Source organism: Kribbella sp. NPDC051936 (assembly GCF_040680955.1).
In the GTDB taxonomy this organism is placed as follows: Bacteria; Actinomycetota; Actinomycetes; order Propionibacteriales; family Kribbellaceae; genus Kribbella.
In genome coordinates this window covers 942,293-968,714 of record NZ_JBFAXS010000002.1, presented here as the reverse complement: position 1 = coordinate 968,714, position 26,422 = coordinate 942,293, and the positions used below count along the sequence as shown (strand labels likewise).

Genomic DNA, 26,422 nt, shown 5'->3' with positions numbered 1-26,422 from the left:
CGACACTCGGCAAGCGCCAATAGCGGCCGCACCTCGAACGGTGCGGCCGCCTATCACGTCTTACCAGGCGTAGTCCTCTGGGGCGGTCTTGTAGCCCGGGAAGATCTCGTCGAGGCGGGTGAGGGTCTTCTCGTCGAGCTTGATGTCGACCGCGCGTACGGCGGACTCCAGCTGCTCCATCGTCCGCGGCCCCACGATCGGCCCCGTCACGCCCGGCTGGTGCAGCAACCACGCGAGCCCAAGGTCACCCGGCTCGTGTCCGAGCTCGTCCGCGAGTGCCTCGTACTGCTCGATCTGCGGCCGGAGCTTCTCGAGCGTCTCCTTGGCGCGCCCTTCGAGGCGCCGTACGCCCTCGTTCTCCTTCCGGATCACACCACCCAGCAGCCCACCGTGCAGCGGCGACCACGGGATCACACCCAGCCCGTACGCCTGCGCCGCCGGCAGCACCTCACGCTCGATGTCCCGCTGCGCCAGGTTGTACAGCGACTGCTCACTGACCAGCCCGACATAGTTCCGCCGCTTGGCAGCCTCCTGGGCCTGCGCGATGTGCCACCCCGCGAAGTTGCTCGACCCGGCGTACAGCACCTTCCCCTGCTGCACGGCGACCTCCATCGCCTGCCAGATCTCGTCCCACGGCGTGTTCCGGTCGATGTGGTGGAACTGGTACAGATCGATGTAGTCCGTCTGCAGCCGCTTCAGCGACGCATCCAGCGCCCGCCGAATGTTCAGCGCCGACAACCGCCCTTCGTTCGGCCACCCATCGCCCATGTCCCCATACACCTTGGTGGCCAGCACCGTCTTGTCCCGGTTCTTGGGATCCTTGGCGAACCACTCCCCGATGATCTCCTCGGTCCGCCCCGGGTAGATCGCCCGCCCGTACCCATTGGCCGTATCGAAGAAGTTGATCCCCTTGTCATGCGCCGCATCCATGATCGCGTGCGCATCCCCCACCTCGGTCAGAGGCCCAAAGTTCATCGTCCCCAGAACGATCCGACTAACCGACAGACCTGTCCGTCCAAGCTGAGTGAAGTCCATGCCTTCCACCCTCCCTCCGCCCCGCCCAGACTTCCAACAGAAGAATCTGCACAGTCCGATCACCCCACGTTCTGAGTCGGCTCTGGGGTGAACACTGCGTGGTGCTCAGCTCGCCTTGAACTGGTCGTAGCGGAAGGCGAGGGCTTCGGGATTGGGGCGTTCTAGTTTGCGGCGGGGAACGGTGATTGTCCCGCCGTGCATCTGTTGTAGGCCGTACGTGAGCATGGGGCCGTCGCGCTCCTCGAGCAGGTCTCGATTGATCTCGACCACGTTGTCTGGGCGGATGCCCATCAGGTTCTGGTCGTACGCGGCGTGGTGGATCTTGCAGAGGCTGAGGCCGTTGCTGACGTGCGGGACGCCGTCCTCATGCGAATCAGGCAGGATGTGCGCGGCGTCGAGTAGCTCGCCATGGTGCAGGTGGCAGACAGCGCAGCGGGTTTCGTAGGCGCGGATGACGGACGCGCGAAACACCGGCTGGTGGAGTCGCCTGCGGGTGACCTGTTCGGCGTACTGCTTCACTTGCTCTTTCAGGTTCTGCGGGTTGGGATGAAGCGCAGCGATTCGTCCAACGCGATCAAGAAGAGGCGGGCGGCGGGGTCGTCGGCGACGGCGTAGACAGGGAAGATCGGCACGAACACGCCTGCCTCCAGCCAACGGAGCAGGATCATCGGCAGGCTAGGCTCGATGGCTGCTCGGAGCTTTCGGTTGTCGCCTTCAGCGGAATCTCTTTAATACGCGTACAGGTAGTAGCCCTGATCAACCTGCCGGTCGTCGTACTGCCCATCCGGTTTACTGAGGATCGACAGTGTCGCGCGGAAGTCACGGGGGTTTCGGATTCCGCGACCTTGGTCAATCAAGGGCAGGCGCTCCCCGTCGATCTCGAAGTTGGCGAGTTGGACGCGAGTGACAGTTCCGCCTGACTGATCGCACAGATGGGCTAGGCGTTCGAGGATTCGCTCGCGCAGCGCGAGTTCGTCGGACAGGCTGAGGTACGGCAACTGCGTTTGCCTCCAGGCGGTGGGTTATGCCACGACCGACGCGGCTTGGAACATTTCGACGGGCATCGGATGGTCGAGTTGCCAGGTGATAGCGATCGGACGGTCGCCGGTATGCGAGGTGTACGTGGCTGGGCCGAGGAAGAGGTACGGCGCCGTGCCGAGCTCGGTGAGTTTATGTTCGCGGGCGAAGATCAGGATCTTCGTGTCCTGGTCGCGGTGATTGAGGTATCGCTGGCCCACCTTTGAGGTGACCGACGTATTGCTTTGAGTCTCCCAGTGGAAAAGCGTCGGGCTGATCGCGTAGTCGCGGTACATCGTGGTGGGGGAGTAGTCCGCTTCGGATTTGACCAGCGTGACGAGGAAGGCGTCGGAATTCCGCTCCTCTGAGTACAAGACACCCGACTGGAACGTGCTCGGGCGGCGCTCGAAGGTGGCGTAATCGAGCGCCGCCAGAATCTCCTCGCGCTGATAGCGGGCATGTACCCGGAGCGCGAGGTCGCCGAGTCGGCCTCTGAGTGGTAGCGCGCGATGGCGGGCGTGATCCTGAGCGAAGTCGGTCACCTCGATCAGCTCGTCGCGGGCAGCGCGCTCCTGACGAAGAGCGTGAAAGCCTTGCTCGTACGACGTGAATCCGCCGCCGTTCGGCCACAGCGAGAAGAAGAGCATGCGGGCGAACGTGCGGTGCGTGGGTGCGAGTTCGTCGTACGCCGGCCCGTCGTCCTGCAACAGCCGTCGATAGACCTGAGCGCGCTCTGGATCGTCGACGTGGGCCAGCGCTCGCACCCGACGGAGCAGGGCGGTCTCGTGCGTCGATCCAGCACGCGTAGACAGGCCCGCGTCGCGCCGAAGCGATGTCCAGCTCCGACCCGAGCGGAGTACGTCGCTGAGCTCGACTCCCGACTCTCGCACGAAGCCCCCGAGGTCCTGGTCACCCTGCGCCTTGAGCTCTCGGATCATGTCCTGCCAACGACCTGCGACTTGACCCTTCAGGTTGGAGAGGACGACCTCCTGCGCGACCTTGTCAAGCACGATCTGGCAACCAGAGGGCAGGGCCGGGAACCCCTGCTTGACTTGATCTTCCAGCCCTTTCCGGGTCTTGCCGGTGAGGGCCCTGAACCTGAGATCGAACCGGAACTCCTTGCGCTGGTGCCCGACGAAGTCGAGAGCGGTCAACACCGGCTTACCGTCGGCCTGACGCAGTCCGCGACCCAACTGCTGAAGGAAGACCGTCGGGCTCTCTGTCGGTCGAAGGAAGAGCACCGTGTCGACCTCCGGAAGGTCGAGCCCTTCGTTGAACAGGTCGGCGGCAAACAGTGCATTCACGCGGCGATCCTTCAGATCACGCAACGCCTGGTCACGCACGGCCGTCGATGTCTCGCCGGAGACGGCTCTTGCCGGGATGCCTGCTGCGCTGAAGGTATTCGCCATGTACTCGGCATGGGCAATGGAGACACAGAACCCGAGCGCTCGCATGGCGCCGACGTTGGGGAGCTTGTCCCGAACCTCGCGGAGGACGATCGCTGATCGTCGGTCGTTGCCGGTGTACAGCTTTTCGAGCTCCCGCTCGTCGTACCGGCCGCGCTTCCACTGCAGATCGTCGAGCCGAGTGTCATCCGCGATCCCGAAGTAATGGAACGGGCAGAGCAGATCGGCTGAGAGCGCATCCCAGAGGCGAAGCTCGACGGCGGTTCTCCCGTCGAAGAAGCTCAATAGATCAAAGCCATCGGTGCGTTCGGGCGTCGCGGTTAACCCGAGTAGTTCGCGCGGCTGCAGATGATTGAGAAGCCGGCGATAGGTTGGTGCCGCGGCATGGTGAAACTCGTCGACGACCACGATCTCAAATGCGTCCGCTGGCATCGATGCGACGTCGTACGCCGTTAACGCCTGCACCGAAGCGAAGACGTGCCGCCAGCGCTCGGGACGAGCACCGGAGTGGTATTCCTCTCCGAAGCTGGCGTCGGCGAGGACCTCGCGGTACGTGCGCAGCGACTGCTGCAGGATCTCGCGTCGATGGGCAACAAAGAGAAGCGATGGCGCAGGTTCACCGCGCTGCAGGGCAGCGTCGCGGAGGCGTCGATAGTCGAGGGCCGCGATGACGGTCTTGCCGGTGCCGGTCGCCGCGACGACAAGGTTGCGATGCCGGTCGTGGACCTCACGCTCGACCTCGATCTCCTCCAGCATTTCCGCTTGGTACGGCCGCGGGCGCACTTCGAGCCCAGCCAGCGAGATCGTGACTCGATTGGACGAGGTGCGGCCACTGGCTTCAGCCAAGGCGTCGTCGAGTCGATCACGGTCGCGCGCCGGGTCATACGACTCGAACGTGGAGTCGTTCCAGTAGGTGTCGAACGTCGCCGCGAACTTGTTCAGCAAGCCCGGCGTCGCGATCCGGGAGAGACGGACGTTCCATTCGACACCATCGAGTAGCGCCGCTCGCGAGAGGTTCGACGAGCCGACGTACGCCGTCTCGTAGCCGGTCTCGCGGCGGAACAGCCAGGCCTTCGCGTGAAGCCGCGTACGGAGTACGTCGTACTGGATCCTGACCTCGGCGCCGAAGTCGTTCACCAGTTTGTCGAGGGCAGTGCGATCCGTCGCGCCCAGGTAGGTGGTGGTGATGACGCGGAACGGAGCTCCTCGGAGACGGAGTCGCGCGAGTTCGGGTTCCAGCAATCGAAGGCCGTACCACTTCACGAACGCGCAGACGAGATCCACCTGATCGGAAGTGTCGATCTCGGCGCGAAGCTCAGGCCCGAGCGATGGCTCGCCCGGTGAGTTCGTCAGCAGCGCCGCCTCCGACAGTGGAGTACCCGGGCGGGAGGAGCCGTAGGTTGTCGTCCCAGGACGCGCCGAGGGATACAACGCATGCAGTTGACGAGGCGGTTCGGTGGGGAGCAGATCGCTGTGCTCGGCCAGGCGCTGCAGTAGGTCGTTGACCAGAGCAACACGCTTGCCTTCGTCACGGGTGCTACCTAGCACACGACGGACGGCATCCCCGACATGTCGTGCTAGGACTTCCGGCTGGTCGGCGTCGTCGACCTCGTGTAGGACGGGCGCCTCGCCGTCGAACTGCCTGATCGCCTCGAGCAGACTGTTCGTCACCAGCTCGTCGTAGATACCTGGCTTCATTCCCCTATCACCCCTCGCCGAGGAGCTTGCCAGATCGCGGCGACAATTATGGGCGTCAAGCGCGTGTTGCCGGTGGGCGGATTTGTGTTTACCTGTCCCTGGCCGATCCTCTGTTTGGTGTGCTCCGTTGGGCTGTTGGCATCTGGTTTGTTGCTGGTGGTGCGGAGCTAGTGGGTGGGGCGAGGCCCTCCATCGCCTTGAAGGCCTGGGCCAGGTCGGGTGGCAGCGGCATGCGGGGAGGTCGAACGGGGCGACCGGCCTCCTTGGCGGGGCCCGTTGCCGGGCGGACGGTTGGGAGGTGGTCGAGTTCGTCGAGGGCGACGCCTTTGGTGCGGCCGAGGCGGGTGGCGGTTACGTCGAAGATCTCGCCGTCCTTGCGGGGGGCGAAGGCGACGACCTGCCGTACCGGTAGGTGCGATTCGGTCGGGCCGTCGAATTCTCGATAGGTGAGTCTATGGGACGGGCCCATCGGGCGCCCGCGCCTGTTGAACTCCTCCACGACCGGTATCTTGATCTCTGCGCAGTCGCGGAGATCTGGATGATTGTCCGAGCGGCCGAGGCGCTCGCCGGCGAACTCGTCCTCGCGGCCCTCGCGCAGGGCGCTCAGGCCGAGCCGAACTGCTTCGAACTGCTTGGCGGCAGGACCGTTGGGATCCGCCTTGGCGCGGGCGTAGAGGTCGCGAAGCTCGTCGCGGAGCTCCGGATCGATGATCAGGTGGTATTTCGCCGTCATCGCGATGCGGGCGGTTCGTTGTCGCTGTCGAGGTTCCAGCCGAATTCCTCGGCCAACTCGTCGGCCGAGACGTTGTCCGCTACGCGGTTCGTGGCCAGGCGTCGCCGGGTGACTTCGCGAACCTCGGCGGCCTGCTCCGCGTCCGCTGCCAACTCTTCGAGCTGTTCCCACCGGTCGAACGGGATGACCACGCCTTCTGGTTGACCGCTGTCGCCGAAGATCAATGGCTCGGCCTGACCTGCACGGAACCGCTGCAGCATCCGTGGGAGGTTGTGCGCAGCGGTGGCCGTGTCGATGACGTTGACACGGTCACCATTCGGCCGGTCTTGCGGCGTCTCGGTCGACATCTCAACTCCCTCGCTAGCCTCTGCCCAGCCTAAGGGACGGTGTCATTCCTTCGGGCTTCGGTTTGAAGTCGGAGTCGTCAAGCGGTTCGTCTAGGTCCCAGCCGATTTCGGCCGCTGCCGGTTCAAGCGGGACCGGTGGCGCGCTGGAGTTCTTCAGGCGGCCGAGGATGCGCTGCCCGGACGTCTCTCCAGGTGGGTGGAGCTCAAAGGAGCCCGGGGCGCTTTTGCGCTCCGGGCTCCCTGGGTGAGTGATCGGGTGGTTACAGGTTGCGGAAGAACTTGCGGAGGTCTTCGGTGACTTCTTCGGGGCGTTCGAGGGAGGCGAAGTGGCCGCCCTTTTCGAAGGTGGACCAGTGGACGATGTTGGGGTTGTCGCGGTCGGCCAGCGGGCGGATGGTTTTGAAGTCGTCGGCGAAGACGGCGACACCGGTGGGGGCGTGGTTCAAGGCCGGTTCGGCGCCGGAGTTGGCCTCCTCGTAGTGGTAGCGGCCCGCGGCGGCGGAGGTGTTGGTGAACCAGTAGAGGGAGACCTCGGTGAGGATCTGGTCGGGGGTGACCAGGCTGGTGCCGTTGCCGAAGTTGTTGAAGAGTTCGTTCCAGGCGAGCTGGCCGACCGGTGAGTCGGAGATGCCGACGGCAACGGTCTGCGGGCGGGTCGAGTTGATCGCGTTGTACCCGCCGACCGACTGGAACCACTTCAGGTGCTCGAGCGCCGCGTAGTCGGCCGGCGTGAACTTCTCGAACTCCGACGGGTCGCCCGACGGGAACGAGAACAGCTGCAGGACGTGCAGGCCGAGAAAGCCGGGCGGGTTGAGTACGCCGAGTTCTCGGGCGATCATCGCGCCGCCGTCCGAGCCGTGCACGCCGTACGAGTCGTACCCGAGCCGCCGCATCAGCGTGTCGAACGTCCGGGCCACCCGCGCCATCGTCCAGCCGCGCTCGACGAGTGGGGTGCTGAACCCGAAGCCCGGGATCGACGGTACGACGACGGAGAACGCGTCCTCGGCGGATCCGCCGTACGCGACCGGGTCGGTGAGCGGGCCGATCATGTCGAGGAAGTCGACGAACGAACCCGGGTACGTGTGCGCCAGCAGCAGCGGGGTCGCGCCCTCGACCGCGGACGGCACGTGGATGAAGTGGACCGTCTGCCCGTCGATCTCGGTCAGGTAGTGCGGGAACTCGTTCATCCGGGCTTCCTGGGCCCGCCAGTCGAACTCGTTCTGCCAGCGGTCCACCATCTCGCGGAGGTAGTGGTTCGGCGTGCCGAGATCCCAGTTGTCGCCCGGGGCGGCCTCGGGGAGCCGGGTCCGCGCGAGGCGGTTCTGCAGGTCGTCCAGGTCGGCCTGGTCGATCGTGACGGTGAAGGACCGGATGCTCTCGTTCTTGTTCATGGCTCTACCGTAGAATCCGTATAGGAACATTAGATTCCTAATCAGGAGACTGTTTTGCTGGAAACTTCGACGCGTCTGCTAGCACTGCTAGCGCTGTTGCAGACCCGGCCGGCGTGGACCGGTTCCGAGCTGGCCGAGCGGCTCGAGGTGACCACGCGGACGGTGCGCAACGACATCGATCGGCTCCGCGAGCTCGGGTACCCGGTCGACGCCACGCGCGGCCCGGCCGGCCACTACCAACTCGGGATCGGTGCCAAGCTTCCGCCGCTGCTGCTCGACGACGAGGAGGCAGTCGCGGTCGCCGTCGGCCTGCGTACCGGGGCGGGTGTGACCGGGATGGCGGAGAGCAGCGTTCGTGCGCTGACCAAACTCCAGCAGGTTCTCCCGCATCGGCTGCAGCGGCAGGTCAACGCGATCAACCGGGCGATGGAGAAGGGCCCCGACAACACGCGCTCGAACGTTGACGCTCCCGAGATCGATCCCGTCGTACTGGCGACGATCGCGGCTTGTATTCGCGACGAGCATTACCTCCGCTTCGAGTACGCCGTACCCGAGGGGGACTCGATGTACAAAGCCGGGTCCGGTGTGGGGCGGCGGGACCTGCCACTGCTGGTCGAGCCGTACCGGTTGGTCAGCTGGCACGGGTACTGGCACCTCGTGGCGCGGGACGAGCAGGCGGAGTGGCACTCGTACCGGGTCGACTGGATGTCGTTGCGGATGGCAACGGGCCGGCGGTACCAGCCGCGGCCGATGGCGGACGAGGCGTACACCGATTTCGTGCTGCGTGACGTGGCGTCAACTGGTTGGAAGGTGCACGCGCGGATCACGGTCCACGCACCGGCGCAGGACGTCCTGTCCCGCATCCATGCCGCCGTCGGCATCGTCGAGTCCGTCGACGACAACACCAGCATCCTCGTCACCGGCGCCGACTCCCTCGAAACGATCGCCGTCTACATCGGCATGCTCGGCCTCGACTTCCACGTCGACGGCCCGCCTGCCCTCGTTGCTCACCTGGAGACAGTCGGCAGGCGCTACCTCACCGCGATCGAGCCGCCGGGGCACCGGAGTTAGGTGGGATGTGTCATCTCGACAGGACGTGTCGGTCGGCCGGGTAGTGCACCTGAGCGTGAACCGGTCGCGGTGTACAGCGTCTCACTGGTGCACTACCTGTCGACCGTGCACACATCGCCCGCAGCTTGGGGGCGCCTGACGTCGTTGCAGGGCGGTGTCATCACCGAAGCCGAGGCCGAGGAGTTTGCGCGGACCCTCGTCGAGGTGCATTCCACAGGTCGCTGACGATGTACGCCGTCAGCGCCGTCAAACCCCGTGCTGCTTGAGGAAGCTGACGGTCCGCGCCATCGAGGTCGGCCAGGCGGGCCCGAACGCGTGCTCCTCGCCCGGATACGTGTACAGCGTCGCGTTCTTCCCGGCCGCCTTCAGCGCGGCCAGGCTCGTGCGCGACCAGGCGATGGGGCAGGTCGAGTCGGATTCGCCGTGGTGGATCAGCACCGGCTCCGTCACGCGGTCGAAGAAGTTCACCGCGGACACGTTGCGCCAGAACGTCGGGTTGCGCGCCGGTTCGCCGTACCTGCGCAGGATCTGGCTCGCGATCGGGCGGTCCGCCCGGATCCAGCGGTCGAAGTTGTCCGCGGCCTGCGAACTGACCGGCGCGAACACCACGGCGGCCTTGACCAGACCGGGCTGGGTGACGAGCACGTTGTAGGTGATGCCGCCGCCCATCGAGCGGCCGAGCAGCGCGATCCGTGACGGATCGACGTACTGCGAGGTGCGCAGCGCGAGGACCGCGTTGACGACGTCCTCGGTGTAGCCCAGGCGCAGGGTGAGCTCGGAGTCCGGGTCCTTCGAGGACTGCGCGTGGTTGCGGTAGTCGGTGTGCAGGACGACGTACCCGCGGCGTGCGAGGTAGTCCTGCTCGCGCATCAGGCCGCGGCCGTTCGTGTACACGCCCGGGTCGATGTAGCCGTGGTTCAGGACGAGCGCCGGGTGTGGTCCCGGTGTGGACGGGACGTTCATGATCCCCGAGATCGTCAGCGTCCCGCTCCGGTAGGTGACGTAGTACCGGGTGTACGCCGGGTTGCGGGCGAGGACGCGGCCGAGACGGAGGTTGCCGCCGTTGTACTTCTTCGTCATCAACGCCCGCAGCGACACGGCATTCGCGACGGTGGACGGCTTGACGCTCGACGGCGCGGCGGTCGAGGGCGCGGCGGTCGAGGGCGGCGGGGTGCTGGGACGAGCGGCGGACGGTGTGGGTGAGGTGGTGCCGGGCGCAGGGGGAGCCGCGTCGTTGCCGGTGCAACCGACCGCGGCCGCCGTCACGAACGCGACGACTCCTGCCCGCGCCACCACCCGCCCGCTCATACCGCCAAGTCTGCCGTCACCTCCGGCGAAGTCCGCGAAAGTTCCGGCAACGATTGGCGGCGCGGCCACTGCACGATCACGACCGACGCGAGCACCAGACCACCGCCGAGCCACTGCACGGCAGTCAGTTGCTCGCCGAACACGAGGGCCGCCGCGACCACCGTCACGACCGGCTCGAAGATCGACAGGATCGAGGCCACCGACGGACCGACCCGAGCCATGCCGGCGAAGAAGAACAGGATCGCCGCGACGGTGCTGACCAGCGCGACCGCAGCAAGCCACAGCCAGCCGATCGGGGCGAACGTCAGGTCGGTTCCGCGGAAGAGCGCGAGCACCAGGAACGTGCCGAACGCGCCGGTGCACACCAGCGCCGTCAACGCGAGCGGCGGTACGTCGGCGGTCAGCGAGTCGCCGACCAGGATGTAGCACGTGTAGACGATCGGCGCGCCCAACGCCAGCAGTACGCCGAGCAGGTCGAACCGGCCGGTCATCGCCCCGCTGAGCACCAGCCCGATCCCGGCCAGCGCGACCGCCAGGGCGCCGATCCGCCGCCGCGAGGCCTGTTCGCGACGCAGTGCGATCGCCCCGACCATCACCAGCACCGGGTAGAGATACAGAAGGAGTGCGACCAGTGACGCGTCGATCCGCGCCAGCGCGGAGAAGTAGAGCCCGGATTGGGCGGCGTACCCGAAGACACCCATCCCCAGGCCGGTGACGACGGCCCGGCGCGGCAGGTTGCGCAGGGCGCCGCGGGCGAGCGCGACGGCCAGCAGCAGTACGCCGGCGAGGCCGAAGCGGACGAGCAGCAGTGCGTCGACCGATACGCCCGCGTCGTACGCGAGCTTGCCGAAGACGGCCATGACCCCGAAGGTGACGGCGGAAAGAAGGCAGAAGAGGCGTCCCACGCCATCGATGGTCAGGGCCAGGGACTGTTCACGTCCATCGCGGCTTCACGGACAGTATTGTGAAGCTAAGCTGAACGAATGATGGATCTGCACCGACTGCGGTTGCTGCGGGAGGTCCACGGCCGCGGGACCGTGCACGGCGCGGCCCGCGCGCTCGGCTACTCGCCCAGCGCGATCTCCCAGCAGCTCGCCGTCCTGGAGCGCGAGGCCGGTACGCCGCTGCTCGAGCGGATCGGCCGCAACGTGCGCCTGACCGCGGCGGGCGAGGTGCTGGTCCGGCACGCGACGTCCCTGCTGGAAGGCGTCGAGGCCGCCGAGGCCGAGCTGGCCGCGGTCGCCGCGGGCCGGGTCGCGGGCCTGGTCCGGATCGCGTCGTTCCAGTCCGCGTTCATTCGCGTGGTCGCGCCGGCGATCCGCAGCCTGGCGGCCTCGCATCCCGACATCCGCGTCGAAGCCGCCGAGCTGGAGGTGGAGCAGGCCGCCCCCGCTCTCCGGCTGCAGCAGTTGGACGTCATGGTCGGCGACGAGTACGACGGCCAGCCGCGCGCCGTACACACCGATCTGCACCGCGAGCACCTGCTCCGCGAGCACATCCGCGTCGTCCTGCCCGCGGATCATCCGCTCGCCGCCGCGGAGCGCGTTCCGGTCGAGCAGTTGGCGGATCTGCCCTGGGCCGCTTGCCAGCCGGGCACCGGTCATCGCGAGATGCATGTCCGGGTCTGCCGCGAGCTCGGCGGGTTCGAGCCCGACATCCGCTACAGCTCCGACGACTTCCTGATCCTGCTCGAGCTCGTCCGGACGACGGGCGCGGGCGCGCTGCTTCCCGACCTCGTCATCGGGGCCGGCGCGCCGGGCGTGGCCGTACGCCGGCCTGCCGAGGCGGATGTCGGGCGGGCGGTCTTCCTGCTGACCCGCCGTACCCGGACGCCCGCGGTCGCGGCGGTGGCCGACGCGCTGGCGGCTGCGGCCACCGATCAGACCAGGTCGTGACGGAGCAGGACGGTCCGGTTGTCGAACGAGCGCGTCTCGGCGAGCCGGAGCGTACGCCGGCCGGTTGCCTGATGCACCGGCTTGCCGCCGCCGAGGACCACCGGGTGCACCACCACGTGGTACTCGTCGACCAGGCCGAGCTCGGCCAGCGCCGCCGCCGCGCCTGAGCCCCCGGTCAGCAGGATGTCCTTGCCCGGCTCGGCCTTGAGCGCCGCCACGTCCTCGGCGGCGCGGATGACCCGGGCGTCCCACTCGGCGCTCTCGAGCGTCGTCGACAGCACCGCCTTAGCCGTCCGGCGCCACACGGGCGCGAACTCGATCGCGTGCTGGTCCGGGTTCATCGCCTCGGCGTGCGGCCAGTACGACGACATCATGTGCCAGACCGGCCGCCCGTACAGGAACAGGTCGGCGCGCTCGGTCAGGCTCATCGAGTACGCGCCCAGCTCCGGCCCGAGCTGGGCCCAGTCGAACTCGCCGTTCGGCCCCTCGACGAAACCGTCGAGCGACTGGTGCACGTAGTACATGAGCTTCCGCATGATGTCCTCCGGATAGTGGCTGCCTTTGCCTCCTGGTCGGAGCCGTCCGGGCGGCTTTGACATCGGTATTGACGAATTCGGTCCCGCTTGGCAGGGTCGGGGAGAACGGGCGGGTCTGGGGGAAGGCCGGCTGCCCGCCGGGGGTTCAGACGCTCTCTGGGGGAAGTCTCGCGCTGCGCTCGACGGCGACGACCGGTCTGCGCGGTGTGCGTGGGGGCTCGGTACGCGCGCGCCGATCTGCGGCAGTCGGCAGTGGTTCGGGGAGCGAACATGATCGAGGAACTGAGAGAACGCACGCGCGGGCAGGTCTTCACAGCAGGTGATGAGGGGTACGACGCGGCGCGCCGGGTCAACAACTGGATGCACGACAAGCGCCCGCAGGTGGTCGTCCGGTGCGAGAACGCCGGTGACGTGATGGCGGCGATCGACTACGCACGCAGCAACCAGCTGGAGATCGCGATCCGCGGCGGCGGGCACAGTGTGCCGGGGTTCGGCACGGTCGAGGACGGTCTCGTCATCGACCTGAGCGGGATGCGCAACGTCCGGGTCGATCCGGTGACCAGGACCGCGCGGGCCGGCGGCGGCGCGACCTGGGGCGACTTCAACGCCGCCACGCACGCGTTCGGGCTGGCGACCACCGGCGGGATCATCTCGACCACCGGCGTCGGCGGGCTGACCCTCGGCGGCGGGATCGGGTACCTGGCCCGGGGTCTCGGGCTGTCCTGCGACAACCTGGTCTCGGCGGACGTCGTGACCGCCGACGGGAAGTTCGTGATCGCCAGCGAGAAGGACAACGAGGACCTGTTCTGGGCGTTGCGCGGCGGTGGCGGCAACTTCGGCGTGGTCACCGCGCTCGAGTTCCGGCTGGCGCCGGTGTCCATGATCTACGGCGGCCCGATGTTCTTCGAGCTGTCGGACGCAGCCGCCGTACTGTCCGGGTTCCGGGACCTGATCAAGGACGCGCCCGAGCAGCTGGGCGGGTTCCCGGCGTTCCAGATCGCGCCGCCGTTGCCGTTCATCCCCGAGGACCGGCACGGTGAGCCGTTCGTGGCGATCGTCGGCTGCTGGGCCGGCGACCTGGACGACGGCGAGACCCAGATCTCGAAGTTCCGCGAGTTCGCGCCGGTGATGGCCGAGCACGTCGGCCCGATGCCGTACCCGGCGCTGAACAGCGCCTTCGACGCGCTCGTGCCGCCCGGTCTGCAGCACTACTGGAAGGCGAACTTCGTCACCGAGCTGACCGACGAGGCGATCCAGGCGCACCTGCGGCACGCGCCCGGTCTGCCCGCGGTGAACTCGACCGTGCACATCTACCCGATCGACGGCGCCTGCCACCGGGTGACGCCGGACGGCACCGCGTTCGCCTATCGGGAAGCGAACTTCGCGACCGTGATCGCCGGTATGTGGCCGGACCCGGCCGCCAACGAGGCCGGCGTCGAGTGGGTGCGGTCGTACTACGACGACGTCGCACCGCACTCCGAGTCCGGCGGGTACATCAACTTCATGGCCGACGACGACCAGGGCCGGATCCGGGACAACTACCGGCAGAACTACGACCGGCTGGTCGAGGTCAAGCGCAAGTACGACCCAGAGAACGTGTTCCATCTCAACCAGAACATCGCGCCCTAGGCAACAAACGACCGGCGGCCGGTACGACGTCGTACCGGCCGCCGGCCCCGGCTCACGACCTCACAGCGTGAGCAGGCGCTGGAAGAACGCGCGGTACCGCTGCAGTGCCGAGCGGAGGTCCTCGGTCGACGGCTCACCGCCCGACCACTGGTGCTCGAGATCCTGGCGCTGGCGGTCGAAGCCGTCCGCGAGGTGCTTGAGCACGTCGTCGACGAGCTTGTCGGCTTCGCTGACGGCGTTGCGCGGATCGTCCACGAACCCTTGCTGGACGACGTCCCAGCGGGCCCGGTAGTCGACGACGGCTTCCTCGGCCACCAGCGGCGCATCGCCCGTCGTTGTCCGGTCGTCACGCTCGGCGGTGCCGGTGGCTGTCATCCGGTTGTCCGGAGCACCGGCCGCTGCACGGTCGTCGTCCAGCTCACGGCCCGCGTCGAGTCCTCGCTCGTCGTCCAGCCCACGGCCGGCGTCGAGGCCTCGCTCGTCGTCCAGCCCACGGGTGGCGTCCAGGCTGCGGTCGTTGCCGAGGCCCCGGTTGTCGTCCAGGCCGCGGCGGCCGCTGAGCTCGGAGTCGGTCACGAGATCGTCGTCGTTCAGCATGCGGTCGTCGTCCAGGGGGACGTCACGACGGTCGGGCGTGGTCATGCTTGCTCCTTCGTGGTGGTCCGGTTCTCGCTGTCGTCGAGCAGGGCGTCGACCAAGTGCCGGTACGCCGTGACTGCCTGCCGCAGGTCCTCGGTGTCGGCGTCGCCGCGGGCGTGCGCGACCGCGATCCGGTGCGCCTCCCGGTAGTGCATCGCGACGTCGGGATGGTCGACGGACACGTCGTCGGCGCGCTGCTCGAACTCGTCGACCGGGTAGCCGGACTCGCGCATCATCCGCAGCACCAGCCGATCCGCGTCCGCGACCGCTCCGGCCGGACGGTCGACGAAGCTCTGCTGCACCTTCGCCCACTCGGCGCGGTAGGTCTGCGCGGACTCACGGCTCAACGGCGTGATATCCAGCCGCGACACCCGGCGTTCCCGCCCGCGCAGCTCGCGCTCCGCGCTGCGGCGATCACCCGACTCCTCGAGGGTGCGCTCGTACTCCGGGCCGAACCGTTGCTGCAGCTCGCTCGAGCGTCTGCGCTGGTACAGGACGAAGACCGCCGCCGCGGCGAGCAGCACCACGGCGATGATCACGATGGTCAGGACGGTACCCATCACAACTCCAGTCCGATCGCATGGGCGGATCCGCGATCCGCACCGGCCGATCGCGAGAATCCCTGGCAGGCGGTCCCCAGCGCCGCCTCAGCACCCCCGTTGGCCCCGACCGGTACCCAGGTCCGATGCGCACAAGCCTCCGGCCGGCCACCCGCAGCGGGTGGCCGGCCGGAGCGGCGGCGTACGGTCAGGCCTTCGGACCGAGCTTGTGGACGACGATGCCGGACTTGAACGTCGTCGTACCGAGCAGTTCGAGATGGGTGATGTCGATGCCGGTGCCGCGGAACATGGTTTCGCCCTCGGCGACGACCGGGAAGAACCAGAAGTGGTACTCGTCGACGAGCTTGTTCTCCAGCAGCGTCTTCGAGAACGACCCGGTGCCGTACTTGATCAGGTCACCGCCCTCGGATTCCTTGAGCCGGCGGACGGCCTCGGCGGCGTCGCCTTCGAGCGGCTGGGCGTTCCACTTCCACTCGGTGACCGTGCGCGTGGCGACGTACTTCGGCATCGCGTTGAACAGGTCGGCGAACGGGTCGCCGGCCCGGGACAGCCAGGCGTCGGCGAAGCCCTCGTAGGTGACGCGGCCGAGCACCTGGGCCTCGACGCCCTCCATCAGGCCTTGCGAGTACGCCGCGTGCTCGTCGTCCCAGTACGGCGGGCTCCAGTTCTGCGGCTCGTCGATGACGCCGTTCAGGGTGATGAAGGTGGATTCGATCAGCTTCCTCATGGGTCTTTCCTCTCAGTGTCGGTACGGGCGCCGCTTGCGGGCGTCCTGGAGTGCTGCGGCCCACCAGACGAGCTGGTCGAGCATGAGTTTGGCGGATGCCTCGTAGCCGGCGGACGGCCGCGGCCAGCCGCCGTCCGCGGTGAACTGCTCCCAGTAGCAGGGGAGTGCGACGGTGTTGCGGATGGTGACGGCCTGGAGTTCGCTGAAGACCTGCCGCAGCTGTGCGGTGGCGTAGCAGCCGCCGCTTTCCCGGCCGTAGCTGACGAGTGCGACCGGCTTGGCGTGCCACTCGTCGTAGTACCAGTCCAGTGCGGTCTTCAGCGTGGCCGGAAAGCTGCAGTTGATCTCCGGGGTGACGACGGCGAACGCGTCCGCGGCAGCCAGCCTGCTGCCGAGCTCGGAGACCTCCCGTGGTGCTTCCTCGTCTGCGTCGGGGAGTACCGCCGGCAGATTCGCAGTGGCCAGGTCGACCAGGTCGACCTCGAACTGCTTGGCTGCCTGCTCCGCGAGCCAGTTCGCCACGGTCGGCCCGAACCGCCCACGCCGGGTGCTGCCGATGATCACTGCCAGTCGCATCCGCCGCCCTCCTTCCGTCTGAAACAGACTTTGCCGGAAGGGGTTTACGGTTTCTTTCCGGTCGTTTCCGGCGGACCGGAATAAGGTGCCGTCATGCGCTTCGGGGTGCTGGGACCGGTGACGGCCTGGACGGACGCGGGGACGCCTGTGGTTATCCAAGGGCTGAAGGTGCGTGCGTTGCTGGCTGACCTGCTGGTGCACGAGGGCCGGCCGGTGCCCTCGGACCGGCTGATCGACGACCTGTGGGGCTCTGAGCTCCCTGGGAACCCGTCAGGCACGCTGTCCGCGAAGGTGTCCCAGCTGCGGCGAGCCTTCGAGGACGCTGAGCCTGGCAGCCGCTCGCTCGTGCAGTCCGGCCCGGCCGGCTATTCACTGGCGATTTCTGCCGCGAACTGTGACGCGCTGCGCTTCGGTGAGCTGCTGGCTGCCGGGTCGCTCGACGAGGCGCTGGCGTTGTGGCGTGGCCCGGCATACGCCGATTTCGCGGACGATGCGTTCGTCGAGACAGCCGTAGCGCGGCTGACCGATCAGCGGCTCACGGCACTCGAGCGGGCGGATCTGCCGGTTGCTGACCTCGCCGCTTTGGTCAAGGAGCATCCGCTGCGCGAGGGGCTGCGGGCCGCGCACATGAAGGCGCTGTACCGGGCCGGTCGGCAGACGGAGGCGCTGGAGAGCTTCGACGAGCTGCGGCAACTGCTGCTCGATGACCTCGGGCTGGACCCAGGGCCAGAGCTGGTCGCGCTGCAGCAGTCGATCCTCACGCAAGAGCTGCCGCACGCACGGAACAACCTCCCTGCACAGCTGACTGAGCTGATCGGCCGCTCCGATGCGCTGGCCGACATCAGTGCCCGATTGGGCACATCACGGCTGGTGACACTGACCGGTCCGGGAGGTGTGGGCAAGACTCGCCTGGCACTGGCTGCTGCGGCCGTCGTGGCGGACAGGTTCGCGGACGGGGTCGTCCTGGTCGAGCTGGCCGCCGTGACTCCCGACGCGCTATCGGTCACCAACTCGCTGACGGACGCCGTGCAGGCCGCTCTGGACCTTAGGGACACGGAAGACTCGCCCGTTGTCGATCGACTGGCCTCAGTGATGGGCTCCCGGTTGCTGGTACTCGACAACTGCGAGCAGATCGTCGACGAGGTCGCCGCGCTGACGGATCGTTTGCTGGCCGCCGCGCCGGGCCTCCGTGTGCTCGCGACGAGCCGTGAACCGCTGGGGCTGGCCGGTGAGGTGGTGTGGAGTGTGCCGCCGCTGTCCGTACCTCCGCTGTCGGCACGGGTGGACGAGGTCGGCGAGTGCAGTGCGACGCAGCTGTTCGTCACGCGGGCGGCTGCGGCGTCGCGTGGCTTCGCGCTGACGGACGAGACCGTTGCGGACGTCGCCGTACTGTGCCGGCGGCTGGACGGGATCCCGCTGGCGCTGGAGCTCGCTGCGACGCGTGTGCGCGCTCTGGGAGTACGCGGGCTCGTAGCGCGGCTGGACGACCGTTTCCGGTTGCTGGCGACAGGACACCGTGGTGCTGCGCCAAGGCAGCAGACGTTGCACGCGATGATCGACTGGAGCTGGGAGCTGCTCGACCCGGACGAGCAGTCCGTACTGCGGCGCCTCGCCGTACATGCTGATGGCTGTACGGCGGATGCCGCGGCGGCGGTCTGCGGTGAGGACGACGTACTGGATGTCCTCGTGCGGCTGGTCGACCGGTCGCTCGTCGTACCAGTCGACGGGGGCCGGTTCCGGCTGCTCGAGTCGGTGGCGGCGTACTGCGTCGACAAGCTGACGGTGGCGGGTGAGCTCGAGCCGTCACGGCAGCGGCACCTGGCGTACTACGTGTCGCTTGCAGAGACCGCCCGGCCCGGCTTGTTCGGTGACGAGCAAGGCCGGTGGCTGGTGTTGCTGGACGACGACTCGGCGAACTTCCGGACCGCACTGGATCGAGCTGTAGCCACGGGACAGCTGGACCTCGCGGAGCGGCTCGTGGACGCTCTGGCTTGGTACTGGTTCCTGCGTGGTCGGTATGTGGAGGCCATGCGGTCTCTTGAGGCTGTGCCGGGGTCGGCGCGGGCCGGGGTGTGGCGGGCGGGGTTCATGTACCTGCTCGGGCACCCTGACGCCGCCGCCGAGCGGGACCGCTGGCTGGACGACGCAGACGCCATGGGGCAGTGGTGGATCGCTCACGCCGCCAGCGATGCCGGCGACCTGTCCACGTGCTTGTCGCTGCTCAACCAGGCGCTGAAGAGCTTTCAGGCCGACGGGAATCAGTGGGGCGTAGCCGCCGTGCTGGCTGCTCGGGCCAAGCATGCGCATGTACGGGCGGACCTGCCTGCTCTGTACGACGACGCGTGCCAGAGCATCGGCACGTTCCGCTCGCTGGGGGACCGGTGGGGCGTTCTGCAGGCGACGGGCTGGTTCGGGGCGCACGCTGAGCTCGTCGGGGACTTCGAGGAGGCGGAGCGGTTGCACCTCGAGGGCATGGAGGCCGCAGAGGAGATCGGACTGTGGCCCGAGGTCGCCAGCGCGGCCGGCATGCTCGGATGGACCGCGATCCGGCGCGGGCATTTCGAGTCGGCCCGGACGTACGGCGAGCGTGGGCTTCGGCTGGCGACGGAGCAGGGGCAGCGCGCGACGCAGGCGCTCGCGGAGTTGGTGCTCGGCTTTGCCGCTCGTCGTACGGGTGCTCTGGACGAGGCCTCGTCGCGGTTGCAGGCGCTGATCGATGCCGCCCGTCGACAGTCGGAAGCTGTCCTGTATCTGTCGATCGTCCTGGCGGAGCTCGGGTTCGTCCGGGAGCTCCAAGGCCGGCCCGAAGAGGCACTCGAGCTGCATGCGGAGGCGTTCCGGGTCTCGGAGGAGTTCGACTCGCTGCGGGGTCAGTGCTGGGCGCTGGAGGGGATTGCGGCCTGTCACCCCGACAAGACGCTCGCGGCCACGTTGCTGGGGAGCGCGGCCGCCACGCGGGCGACCGAGAACTATCTGACAGCTGCGGCGGAAGCTGTGGATCTCGAACGTGCGGTCACGGCGGCCTCAGAGGCGCTCGGGGCCGATGGGTACCAAGCGGCGTACGAGCGGGGCGCGGCGCTCGAGCCGGTGGAGGCGTTCGCGCTGCTAGTTCGGCAGTAGATGTTCTGTAGTTGAGATTATCTGCCTAGCGAAGTAGTTTTGCTCGCGGAGCGAACTTCGAAAGGTGAATCATGGATTACGGCCACGAGCTGGTCTTCGGCACGTTCCTGACCCCCGCGGTCGACACCCCGGACCGCGTGATCGCGCTGGCCCAGCTGACCGAGCAGGTCGGGCTCGACCTGGTGACCTTCCAGGACCATCCCTACCAGCCGCGGCTGATGGACGCCTGGACGCTGCTGTCCGTCGTCGCCGCCCAGACCTCGCGGGTCAAGGTGTCCACGAATGTCGCCAACCTGCCGCTCCGGCACCCGGTCGTGCTGGCGTGCAGCGTCGCGACGCTGGACCTGATCACCGGCGGAAGGGTCGAGCTCGGCCTGGGCGCGGGCGGGTTCCTCGACGCGGTCGCGGCGAACGGTGGGCCGCGGCTGACCACCGGACAGAGCATCACCGCACTGGAGGAAGCCATCGTGATCATGCGCGAGGTCTGGACTCCTGGCGGTGGCGGCATCCGGCTGGCCGGCAAGCACTACACGGTTGCCGGTGCCAAGCGCGGCCCGGCGCCCGCCCACGACGTGTCGATCTGGCTGGGTGCTTACAAGCCGCGGATGCTCGCCCTGACCGGACGCCTCGCCGACGGCTGGCTGCCGAGCAGCGGGTACGCCGGGCCGGACCAGCTCGCCGCGATGAACAAGATCATCGACGAGGCTGCCTTGGAGGCGGGACGGGATCCGTCGGCGGTCCGACGGCTGTACAACGTGTCCGGTCAGTTCAGTGGGCGTGGGGGGTTCCTGCAGGGTCCTGAGGAGTTGTGGATCGACCAGCTCACCGAGCTGACGCTGGGGGAGGGCATCAGCACCTACATCCTCGCCTCGGACGACCCGGAAGACATCCGGCGCTTCGCTGAGGTGGCAGCTGGCGTGCGCGAGGCCGTCTCGGTCGCCCGGTCGGGCGGCGTGGTGACTACAGCGCCTGTTCCGGCCGGTGGCTTCGGCGTCGTGCCGACACCACCTCCCGCTGTGCGGCGTAGCGCCGTTCAGCTGCTGGACGAGTCCGCGCGACCGACTGGTCCGGCGCCGGACCCGTCGCGGACGTACACGCCGTACCAGCTGCAGTCCGGTCAGCACCTGATCGACGTCCACGACCATCTGCGCGCGGAGCTCGACCAGGTCCGCGATCTGGTCGAGCAGGTCGCGGCCGGGACGCTCGGGGTCGGTGCGGCGCGGTCGCACATCAACACCATGACGATGCGGCAGAACAACTGGACGCTGGGGACGTACTGCGAGTCGTACTGCCGGCTGGTCACGACGCATCACTCGCTGGAGGACGCCTCGCTGTTCCCGCACCTTCGCCGGGCCGACCCCGCCCTGGGGCCGGTCGTGGACCGGTTGCAGGAGGAGCACAAGATCATCCACGACGTCCTCGAAGGCGTCGACAAGGCACTCGTCGCACTGGTTGACGGGTCAGGCGACATCGACGGTCTGCGTGCGGCCGTCGACCTGCTGGACGACACGCTGCTGTCGCACCTGTCCTACGAGGAGCGGGAGCTGGTCGAGCCGCTGGCCCGGCTCGGGGTGCTCTGAGCTACTTCGCCTCTCCGAGGAGAGAGGCGAGGATGTCGAGGAGCCGGAGCGTCGGGACCTCGCCGAGCAGGCGGGCGGCCGAGGTCGCCGGCTCCGCGATCAGGCGGACCTGCAGCAGCTTGAAGTCGCGGACGTTGGCCGGGTTCACCAGGTCCTCGCGGACCGCTTTCAGGAACTCGGCGCCGGCCGACGCCGACCCGTACGTCATCCGGATGAAGCTGTCGGTCACCGGGTAGAGGTACGGCCGCTTCAGGTGCAGCAGCTTCGACTTCTTCGCGTGCCCGAAGCCGCGGTGGCCGGTGAACTTGTCGTCGAGCGCCATCGCCGCCTCGAACAGCTCACTGCCCGGCTCGGCGTCCTCGAGGCGCGCGTCGACCGGGATCGCCGCGAGCTCCTTCTCGGCCTCCACCTCGAGCAGCCACGGGATGTCCATCGCGCGCAGGTCGGCGCCGATCACCATGATCCGGCCCAGGTCGTCGAGCGTGACCCGGTTCGGGTCGGAGCCGCCGACGGTGGTCATCCCCGGCAGCCCGTCGTAGTACTGCAGCACGGCGCCGTTCGTCTCGGCGTACAGCCGCAACTGCGCGATCGCCTCGTCGACGACGATCTTCCGGGTACCGATGTTCATGAGCCACACCCTCACACTCGTGGTGGCAGACCCGCCGGCGGGCGGACAGCATTCGAACGTTTACTCAGTCTGTTTCCGCAGATCGTAGCGACTCCTGGGCGACCTGCACGCCAGGGTCACTTCCCGTTATCCACAACCTGTAATCATCCGCTCTCTCCGCACGCTGAACTCCGTAAACTCTCTGTCACAACACCACGACTGAGCGGAGGCAACCATGCGGCACCGGCTCCTTCTGCTCGTCCTCGCGGTCCTCCTGCTCGTGCCCGTCGCCCCGGCCGCGCAGGCGGCGCGACCGGACGAGTATCCCTGCCTGCACCCGGACCTGACCGTCTCCGGGAACGGTGAGGTCCTGAGCACCGGCACGCAGGTCGCCAACGACGGCGGCATGGCGCACGCCGGCACCGGGGTCACCTTCACCTTCCAGGCCCGGACGTTCAACCTGACGATCGACCTGTGCAACCTCCGGATCACCGACGTCCGCACATGGCAGGTCAACCACTGGCCCTGTGAGAACGTGCCGAAACCGAAGCCGGCCCGGACCCAGTCGCTGAGTTGGTCGGTCACCGTTCCGCTGGACTGCAAATTCGTCGGCTCACCGAACCTGCTCGACGTGTCCTTGACGAACGGCAAGGGATCGGCGGGCACCTCGGTGATGATCTACGCGGGTGCGCCCGGGTTCGTGCTCCCGGACAAGCAGGCGCGGGCGTTCTTCGGGCCGTTCGCGATTGAACGACCCGTCCGCCGGCTCGCTCGGCGCCGGGTGGCGGGCGTCGTACTCGGATCGGCTCGAGCTGTCGCCGGGTGGTGCGCGGTACCTGGCGTCCGACGGGCGGGAGATCGGGTTCACGCGGGAAGGTGCCGGCTTCGTCGTCGAGCCGGGGCCTGCGCGTTTCACGCTGGCGCGGTCGGGGTCGACGTACGTGCTGACGAGTGTCGACCAGGTGCGGATGCAGTTCTCGGCCGGCGGCGAGTTGCAGGCCATCCGGGACCGCAACGGTCAGGGGGTGGTCGTCAGCCGGGCCGCGGGCCGCGTGCAGACCGTCACGAACGGGCGGCGGTCGCTGTCGTACGAGTACAACGCCGGCGGACAGATCGCGTCGGTGCGGTTGTCGGGCCCGGGCGTCGCGCCGCGGACGGTGCGGTACGAGTACTTGGACGGACGGCTGGTCGGGGTGACGTCGCCGGGCGGGATCCGGACGCGGTACTCGTACGTCGACGGGCGGCTGACGTCGGAGACGGTGGGGGACGCGGCCAAGCCGGCGTACGTGACCGAGTACGACGCTGACGGGCGCGTCGTCGCCCAGACCGACGGGAAGGGCGGCCGGTCGACGTGGTCGTGGGACACGGAGGGCATCCGCGGCACGTCGACGATGACCGACCCGACGGGTGGGAAGTGGATCAACGAGTACGAGCGGAACTGGTTGATCCGTCAGACGGATCCGACCGGGGCCACTGCCACGTTCCACTACGACGCCGACGGCAATCTGATCCGCGTGTTCGACAGCCTGGGACACGGCGCTCGGCATTCGTACGACACGCTCGGGCGAGACGTCGCCTCGATCGATGCCGTGGGTGCGGTGACCCGGCGTACGTACAACGCGCGCAACGACGTCGTCGCGACGGTGAGCCCCGTTCAACTGAGCAACGTTCTTCAGCATGGAGGTCTTGGCGGTGGCTGACGAAATCTTGCTGGGATTGTCCCGCGATCAGGCACTAGTACTTTTCGATTGGTTGGCTCGGACCGACGAAGCCGGAGAGCCTGCGGGTTTTGCGGATCAAGCTGAGCAGCGCGTGTTCTGGGACATGAGCGCGGCTCTGGAGAGCCTTCTCGCCGCGCCGTTCGCGTCGGACTATCGAGCACAGCTGGAACGAGCTCGTGCGACGGTTCGAGATAGCGAAGAGTAAATGCGCAGGGCGAAGCGCTTGGTCCGCTGCGAGGGTGTTACATCCGAGGGACTGCGGACGCGGCAGCCGCCGGAGGAGCGCACAAGGTGAGGATCGAGACATGGAATGGTGGCGTTCGAGAACACCGCGCCATGAGTGAAGAATTTCGGGCCCGCCAAACGCGTGGTCACGGGTCGTCATGCACGCGCTCGACGACTTGCAGGCTGGCGGGGGTGAGATGCGGGGACGGGCGCGCGCTACCCGGGTGGTCCGCAACGACAGCGAGCCAGCGGGCGTCGTACTACAGGCCAGGGCGACAACTGAACCAGGTGCCGGATCCATGACCTGCTTGAGGCGCTCTCATGCGACTACTTCCTTCTAGTGACGAATCAGTCCGGTGTGTTGGGCTCGACCCCGATAAGATAGCGGTCGCGATGACTCGCGCCGAACTCGCATTTCTGACGAACTCGATCCAGGAATGCCTTGAGGCAGTTGAGGACGGGGAGCGGCGCACTGACGCGGAGGCAGTAGGTAGGCCTCGACTCGCGGTCGTCCCCGCCCGGCTTCCTGGCCGTCTTGGCAATCGGTAATTCGGTTGAGGAGGGCCGGACAGCACCTCATCATGAACGCATGATTACTGCGACCTTTGGACTGTTGCTTGTGGAACCTGTGGCCTTGGCGGCTCGGGTTCAGCAGCAGGTCGGTCGTTGTAGGGGGTCGAGCTTCGGTCCGTTGTGATCGGGGTGGCGGTCGCGGGGCTCTTGGCCGGGTTTGGGGTTGCTATGCCGGTCGGGCCTGTCGGGACCTATCTGGTGGCGTTGACTGCGCGGAGTTCGTTGCGGATCGGGGCGTTTGCGGCGCTCGGGGTTGCTTCGGCTGACGGCGTGTACGCGGCGGTGGCCGCGGGTGCCGGCACCGTGCTGGCTCCGCTGCTGGTGCCGATCGTCGGACCGTTGCGGTGGGCATCGGTCGTCGTGCTGATTGGACTGGCCGTCCTTGGTGCGGCCAAGGCGGTACGGCGTTATCGCGAGCGGCGGATCGTTGCGTTGCAGCAAGAGACACCGATCGGCGCGTGCACGGCGTACTTCGGAATGCTCGGCATGACGATGCTCAACCCGTGGACGATGATCTACTTCGCCGCGCTGATAGTGGGCGGGTCCGGTGTCGCGGGAGTCGGTGAACGGATCGTGTTCGTCGTGGCAGCATTCGTGGCGTCAGCCAGCTGGCAGCTGCTACTCGCGGGCGGTGGCGCGTTGCTCGGGCGATTGTTGACCGGGGCAACCGGCCGGCTCGTCACCACGTTGGCGTCGAGCCTGCTGATCGTCGTACTCGCGATACGCCTGGTCGCCTGACTGAGCGGCGTTCGCGGCGGGGACTTGGCAACCGCGATCACCTGTCCTGGGTGCAGCTCGCGTCCTGCTGCTTCGCGGTGGCAACAGCCCATGAGAGCTGTTGCCACCGCGGACGCGTTGTCTGACAACGTCGGGTGTTGGAGGCGCTGGTTGCCGTTTCTGGAGGGCTAGCGGTCGTGGACGGTGTAGGTCAGGTGGGTGACCTTCGGGGAGGACTCCGCGTGGGTCTGTGTGAGGGCGATGCGGCTGGCGTCGATGCCTTCGAACAGGCGGATTCCGGTGCCGAACAGTACGGGGGACAAGGCTATTGAGAACTCGTCGATCAGGCCGGCGTTGAGGTACTGGAGGATTGTCTCGGCGCCGCCGGCGATGCGGACGTCGCGGTCGCCCGCGGCTTGGCGGGCCTGGTCGAGGGCCGGCTCGATGCCGTCGTTGATGAAGTGGAAGGAGGTTCCGCCCGGGCGTTCCCAGGGGTCGCGCTTCTCGTGCGTTACGACGAAGACCTGCGTGTGGAACGGCGCCTCTTCCGGCCACATTCGTTCGCCGGCGTCGAACATCCGCTTGCCCATGATGCTCGCGCCGGTGCGCTCGAACGTCTCGCGCGCGATGTCGTTGTCGCGGCCTTCCTCACCGCCTTTGCCGAGCTTCAGGTTCTCCCGGAAGAAGCGCAGCGGGAAGACCCATCGCTGCAGTTCCATCCACTGCTTCCCCATCAGGTCCTCCGGGGAGTCGGGCGCGATGAAGCCGTCGAGCGACATCGATACGCCGAAGTACACCTTGCCTGCCATCAGTCTTGCGTTCCTTTCAGGACGAGTTCGGTGATGTAGGCAGCCAGGTTGCCCAAGGTCTGTTGGCCGCCCTCGATCGCGTGGTATTTCTCGACTGCCTCGTCGCGCAGTTCCTTGGTCGGGAAGACCGTGCGCATCTCGATCCGGGTCGCCGTACCGTCGGGCTCGAACGTGATGAGCGACTCGAAGGCGTCCGGGTCGGTGCGGTACTCGCCGTGTACCAGGGCGATCCGCTCGGGTGGGACGATCTCGGTCCAGGAGATCCATTCGGGATAGTCGGTCCCGTCCGGCCCGTGCAGTACGAAGACCCACTCGCCGCCGACGCGGAACTCGAACGACCGCGTGGTGGTCGTGAACCCGTCCGGACCCCACCACTGCGACAGGTGCCGGATGTCGGTGAACGCCTCGAAAACCACCTCCGGTGGGGCGTCGATGATGCGGGAGATGACGATCTCGCGGTCGGCCGTCGTGGCGCGCACCGATACCTCTGGTGCCGTGTCGG

General features: G+C 67.7%; 28 protein-coding genes. 9 read left to right on the top strand and 19 right to left on the bottom strand.

Annotated features, from left to right (window positions below):
- Positions 1-60: 60 nt before the first annotated feature.
- The 8 genes from AB0L64_RS10195 to AB0L64_RS10160 form a co-directional block, all read right to left on the bottom strand.
- Positions 61-1,035, bottom strand: coding sequence for an aldo/keto reductase (locus tag AB0L64_RS10195; RefSeq protein WP_363709770.1), 975 nt, complete (start codon positions 1,033-1,035; stop codon positions 61-63).
- A 105-nt stretch (positions 1,036-1,140) separates the two neighbouring features.
- Positions 1,141-1,554, bottom strand: coding sequence for an HNH endonuclease (locus AB0L64_RS10190; RefSeq protein ID WP_363709768.1), 414 nt, complete (start codon positions 1,552-1,554; stop codon positions 1,141-1,143).
- A gap of 8 nt (positions 1,555-1,562) precedes the next feature.
- The gene (locus tag AB0L64_RS10185) at positions 1,563-1,703 is read right to left on the bottom strand and encodes a hypothetical protein (protein WP_363709766.1); all 141 of its coding nucleotides are present in this window, start codon (positions 1,701-1,703) and stop codon (positions 1,563-1,565) included.
- A 60-nt stretch (positions 1,704-1,763) separates the two neighbouring features.
- Positions 1,764-2,033: a hypothetical protein gene (locus tag AB0L64_RS10180; RefSeq protein WP_363709765.1), complete on the bottom strand. Its 270-nt coding sequence runs from the start codon at positions 2,031-2,033 to the stop codon at positions 1,764-1,766.
- Positions 2,034-2,057: 24 nt separating this feature from the next.
- Positions 2,058-5,156 carry a DUF3427 domain-containing protein gene (locus AB0L64_RS10175; protein WP_363709763.1) on the bottom strand — a complete coding sequence of 1,033 codons (3,099 nt, stop codon included), beginning with the start codon at positions 5,154-5,156 and terminating at the stop codon, positions 2,058-2,060.
- 88 nt (positions 5,157-5,244) lie between these two features.
- Entirely contained in the window at positions 5,245-5,889 is a 645-nt protein-coding gene (locus AB0L64_RS10170; protein ID WP_363709761.1) for a hypothetical protein, read from the bottom strand.
- Complete coding sequence (locus AB0L64_RS10165; RefSeq protein WP_363709759.1) at positions 5,886-6,236, bottom strand: hypothetical protein; 351 nt, start codon at positions 6,234-6,236, stop codon at positions 5,886-5,888. The genes AB0L64_RS10170 and AB0L64_RS10165 overlap by 4 nt, the downstream gene beginning before the upstream one ends.
- Before the next feature lie 260 nt (positions 6,237-6,496).
- Positions 6,497-7,627 carry an epoxide hydrolase family protein gene (locus AB0L64_RS10160; protein ID WP_363709757.1) on the bottom strand — a complete coding sequence of 377 codons (1,131 nt, stop codon included), beginning with the start codon at positions 7,625-7,627 and terminating at the stop codon, positions 6,497-6,499.
- 54 nt (positions 7,628-7,681) lie between these two features.
- Here AB0L64_RS10160 and AB0L64_RS10155 point away from each other — a divergent pair, with 54 nt between their 5' ends.
- Together AB0L64_RS10155 and AB0L64_RS10150 are read left to right on the top strand one after the other, a co-directional pair.
- Positions 7,682-8,698 (top strand): WYL domain-containing protein, encoded by a 1,017-nt coding sequence (locus AB0L64_RS10155; RefSeq protein ID WP_363709755.1) that lies wholly within the window; start codon positions 7,682-7,684, stop codon positions 8,696-8,698.
- A gap of 87 nt (positions 8,699-8,785) precedes the next feature.
- The gene (locus tag AB0L64_RS10150) at positions 8,786-8,923 is read left to right on the top strand and encodes a hypothetical protein (RefSeq protein WP_363709753.1); all 138 of its coding nucleotides are present in this window, start codon (positions 8,786-8,788) and stop codon (positions 8,921-8,923) included.
- A gap of 21 nt (positions 8,924-8,944) precedes the next feature.
- Here AB0L64_RS10150 and AB0L64_RS10145 read toward each other — a convergent pair whose 3' ends face one another.
- Together AB0L64_RS10145 and AB0L64_RS10140 are read right to left on the bottom strand one after the other, a co-directional pair.
- A complete protein-coding gene (locus AB0L64_RS10145) occupies positions 8,945-10,006 on the bottom strand; it encodes an alpha/beta fold hydrolase (RefSeq protein WP_363709751.1) in 1,062 nt (353 codons plus the stop codon).
- A complete protein-coding gene (locus AB0L64_RS10140; protein WP_363709749.1) occupies positions 10,003-10,911 on the bottom strand; it encodes a DMT family transporter in 909 nt (302 codons plus the stop codon). Before AB0L64_RS10140 ends, AB0L64_RS10145 begins: the two co-directional genes overlap by 4 nt.
- Positions 10,912-10,989: 78 nt before the next feature.
- On the opposite strand from AB0L64_RS10140, the gene AB0L64_RS10135 reads away from it, so the two are divergent.
- A complete protein-coding gene (locus AB0L64_RS10135) occupies positions 10,990-11,901 on the top strand; it encodes a LysR family transcriptional regulator (protein ID WP_363709747.1) in 912 nt (303 codons plus the stop codon).
- Here the strand turns inward: AB0L64_RS10135 and AB0L64_RS10130 are convergent.
- Entirely contained in the window at positions 11,886-12,437 is a 552-nt protein-coding gene (locus AB0L64_RS10130) for a dihydrofolate reductase family protein (protein ID WP_363709745.1), read from the bottom strand. The genes AB0L64_RS10135 and AB0L64_RS10130 overlap by 16 nt on opposite strands.
- Positions 12,438-12,707: 270 nt before the next feature.
- Between AB0L64_RS10130 and AB0L64_RS10125 the strand changes: the two genes are divergently transcribed.
- The gene (locus AB0L64_RS10125; RefSeq protein WP_363709743.1) at positions 12,708-14,066 is read left to right on the top strand and encodes an FAD-binding oxidoreductase; all 1,359 of its coding nucleotides are present in this window, start codon (positions 12,708-12,710) and stop codon (positions 14,064-14,066) included.
- 60 nt (positions 14,067-14,126) lie between these two features.
- On the opposite strand, the gene AB0L64_RS10120 is transcribed toward AB0L64_RS10125, so the two are convergent.
- From AB0L64_RS10120 to AB0L64_RS10105, 4 genes are all read right to left on the bottom strand, one after another.
- The gene (locus tag AB0L64_RS10120; protein WP_363709742.1) at positions 14,127-14,708 is read right to left on the bottom strand and encodes a hypothetical protein; all 582 of its coding nucleotides are present in this window, start codon (positions 14,706-14,708) and stop codon (positions 14,127-14,129) included.
- Positions 14,705-15,265: a hypothetical protein gene (locus AB0L64_RS10115; RefSeq protein WP_363709740.1), complete on the bottom strand. Its 561-nt coding sequence runs from the start codon at positions 15,263-15,265 to the stop codon at positions 14,705-14,707. The genes AB0L64_RS10120 and AB0L64_RS10115 overlap by 4 nt, the downstream gene beginning before the upstream one ends.
- A gap of 187 nt (positions 15,266-15,452) precedes the next feature.
- A complete protein-coding gene (locus AB0L64_RS10110) occupies positions 15,453-15,992 on the bottom strand; it encodes a dihydrofolate reductase family protein (RefSeq protein WP_359922389.1) in 540 nt (179 codons plus the stop codon).
- A 12-nt stretch (positions 15,993-16,004) separates the two neighbouring features.
- Positions 16,005-16,568: an NAD(P)H-dependent oxidoreductase gene (locus AB0L64_RS10105; protein ID WP_363709738.1), complete on the bottom strand. Its 564-nt coding sequence runs from the start codon at positions 16,566-16,568 to the stop codon at positions 16,005-16,007.
- Positions 16,569-16,661: 93 nt separating this feature from the next.
- On the opposite strand from AB0L64_RS10105, the gene AB0L64_RS10100 reads away from it, so the two are divergent.
- Entirely contained in the window at positions 16,662-19,688 is a 3,027-nt protein-coding gene (locus AB0L64_RS10100) for a BTAD domain-containing putative transcriptional regulator (protein WP_363709736.1), read from the top strand.
- A 71-nt stretch (positions 19,689-19,759) separates the two neighbouring features.
- Positions 19,760-21,268: an LLM class flavin-dependent oxidoreductase gene (locus AB0L64_RS10095; protein WP_363709734.1), complete on the top strand. Its 1,509-nt coding sequence runs from the start codon at positions 19,760-19,762 to the stop codon at positions 21,266-21,268.
- 1 nt (position 21,269) lies between these two features.
- On the opposite strand, the gene AB0L64_RS10090 is transcribed toward AB0L64_RS10095, so the two are convergent.
- Together AB0L64_RS10090 and AB0L64_RS10085 are read right to left on the bottom strand one after the other, a co-directional pair.
- Positions 21,270-21,896, bottom strand: coding sequence for a DUF6308 family protein (locus AB0L64_RS10090; protein WP_355698362.1), 627 nt, complete (start codon positions 21,894-21,896; stop codon positions 21,270-21,272).
- 184 nt (positions 21,897-22,080) lie between these two features.
- Entirely contained in the window at positions 22,081-22,290 is a 210-nt protein-coding gene (locus tag AB0L64_RS10085) for a hypothetical protein (protein ID WP_363709732.1), read from the bottom strand.
- A 331-nt stretch (positions 22,291-22,621) separates the two neighbouring features.
- Here AB0L64_RS10085 and AB0L64_RS10080 point away from each other — a divergent pair, with 331 nt between their 5' ends.
- From AB0L64_RS10080 to AB0L64_RS10070, 3 genes are all read left to right on the top strand, one after another.
- Positions 22,622-23,575, top strand: a complete 954-nt coding sequence (locus AB0L64_RS10080; protein ID WP_363709730.1) for a hypothetical protein — start codon at positions 22,622-22,624, stop codon at positions 23,573-23,575.
- The gene (locus tag AB0L64_RS10075) at positions 23,568-23,801 is read left to right on the top strand and encodes a hypothetical protein (protein ID WP_355698358.1); all 234 of its coding nucleotides are present in this window, start codon (positions 23,568-23,570) and stop codon (positions 23,799-23,801) included. Before AB0L64_RS10080 ends, AB0L64_RS10075 begins: the two co-directional genes overlap by 8 nt.
- Positions 23,802-24,562: 761 nt before the next feature.
- The gene (locus AB0L64_RS10070) at positions 24,563-25,132 is read left to right on the top strand and encodes a LysE family transporter (protein ID WP_355698356.1); all 570 of its coding nucleotides are present in this window, start codon (positions 24,563-24,565) and stop codon (positions 25,130-25,132) included.
- A 167-nt stretch (positions 25,133-25,299) separates the two neighbouring features.
- Here the strand turns inward: AB0L64_RS10070 and AB0L64_RS10065 are convergent, their stop codons facing one another.
- Entirely contained in the window at positions 25,300-25,920 is a 621-nt protein-coding gene (locus tag AB0L64_RS10065) for a dihydrofolate reductase family protein (RefSeq protein WP_363709727.1), read from the bottom strand.
- Positions 25,920-26,399, bottom strand: a complete 480-nt coding sequence (locus AB0L64_RS10060; RefSeq protein WP_363709725.1) for an SRPBCC family protein — start codon at positions 26,397-26,399, stop codon at positions 25,920-25,922. The genes AB0L64_RS10065 and AB0L64_RS10060 overlap by 1 nt, the downstream gene beginning before the upstream one ends.
- Positions 26,400-26,422 lie beyond the last annotated feature (23 nt).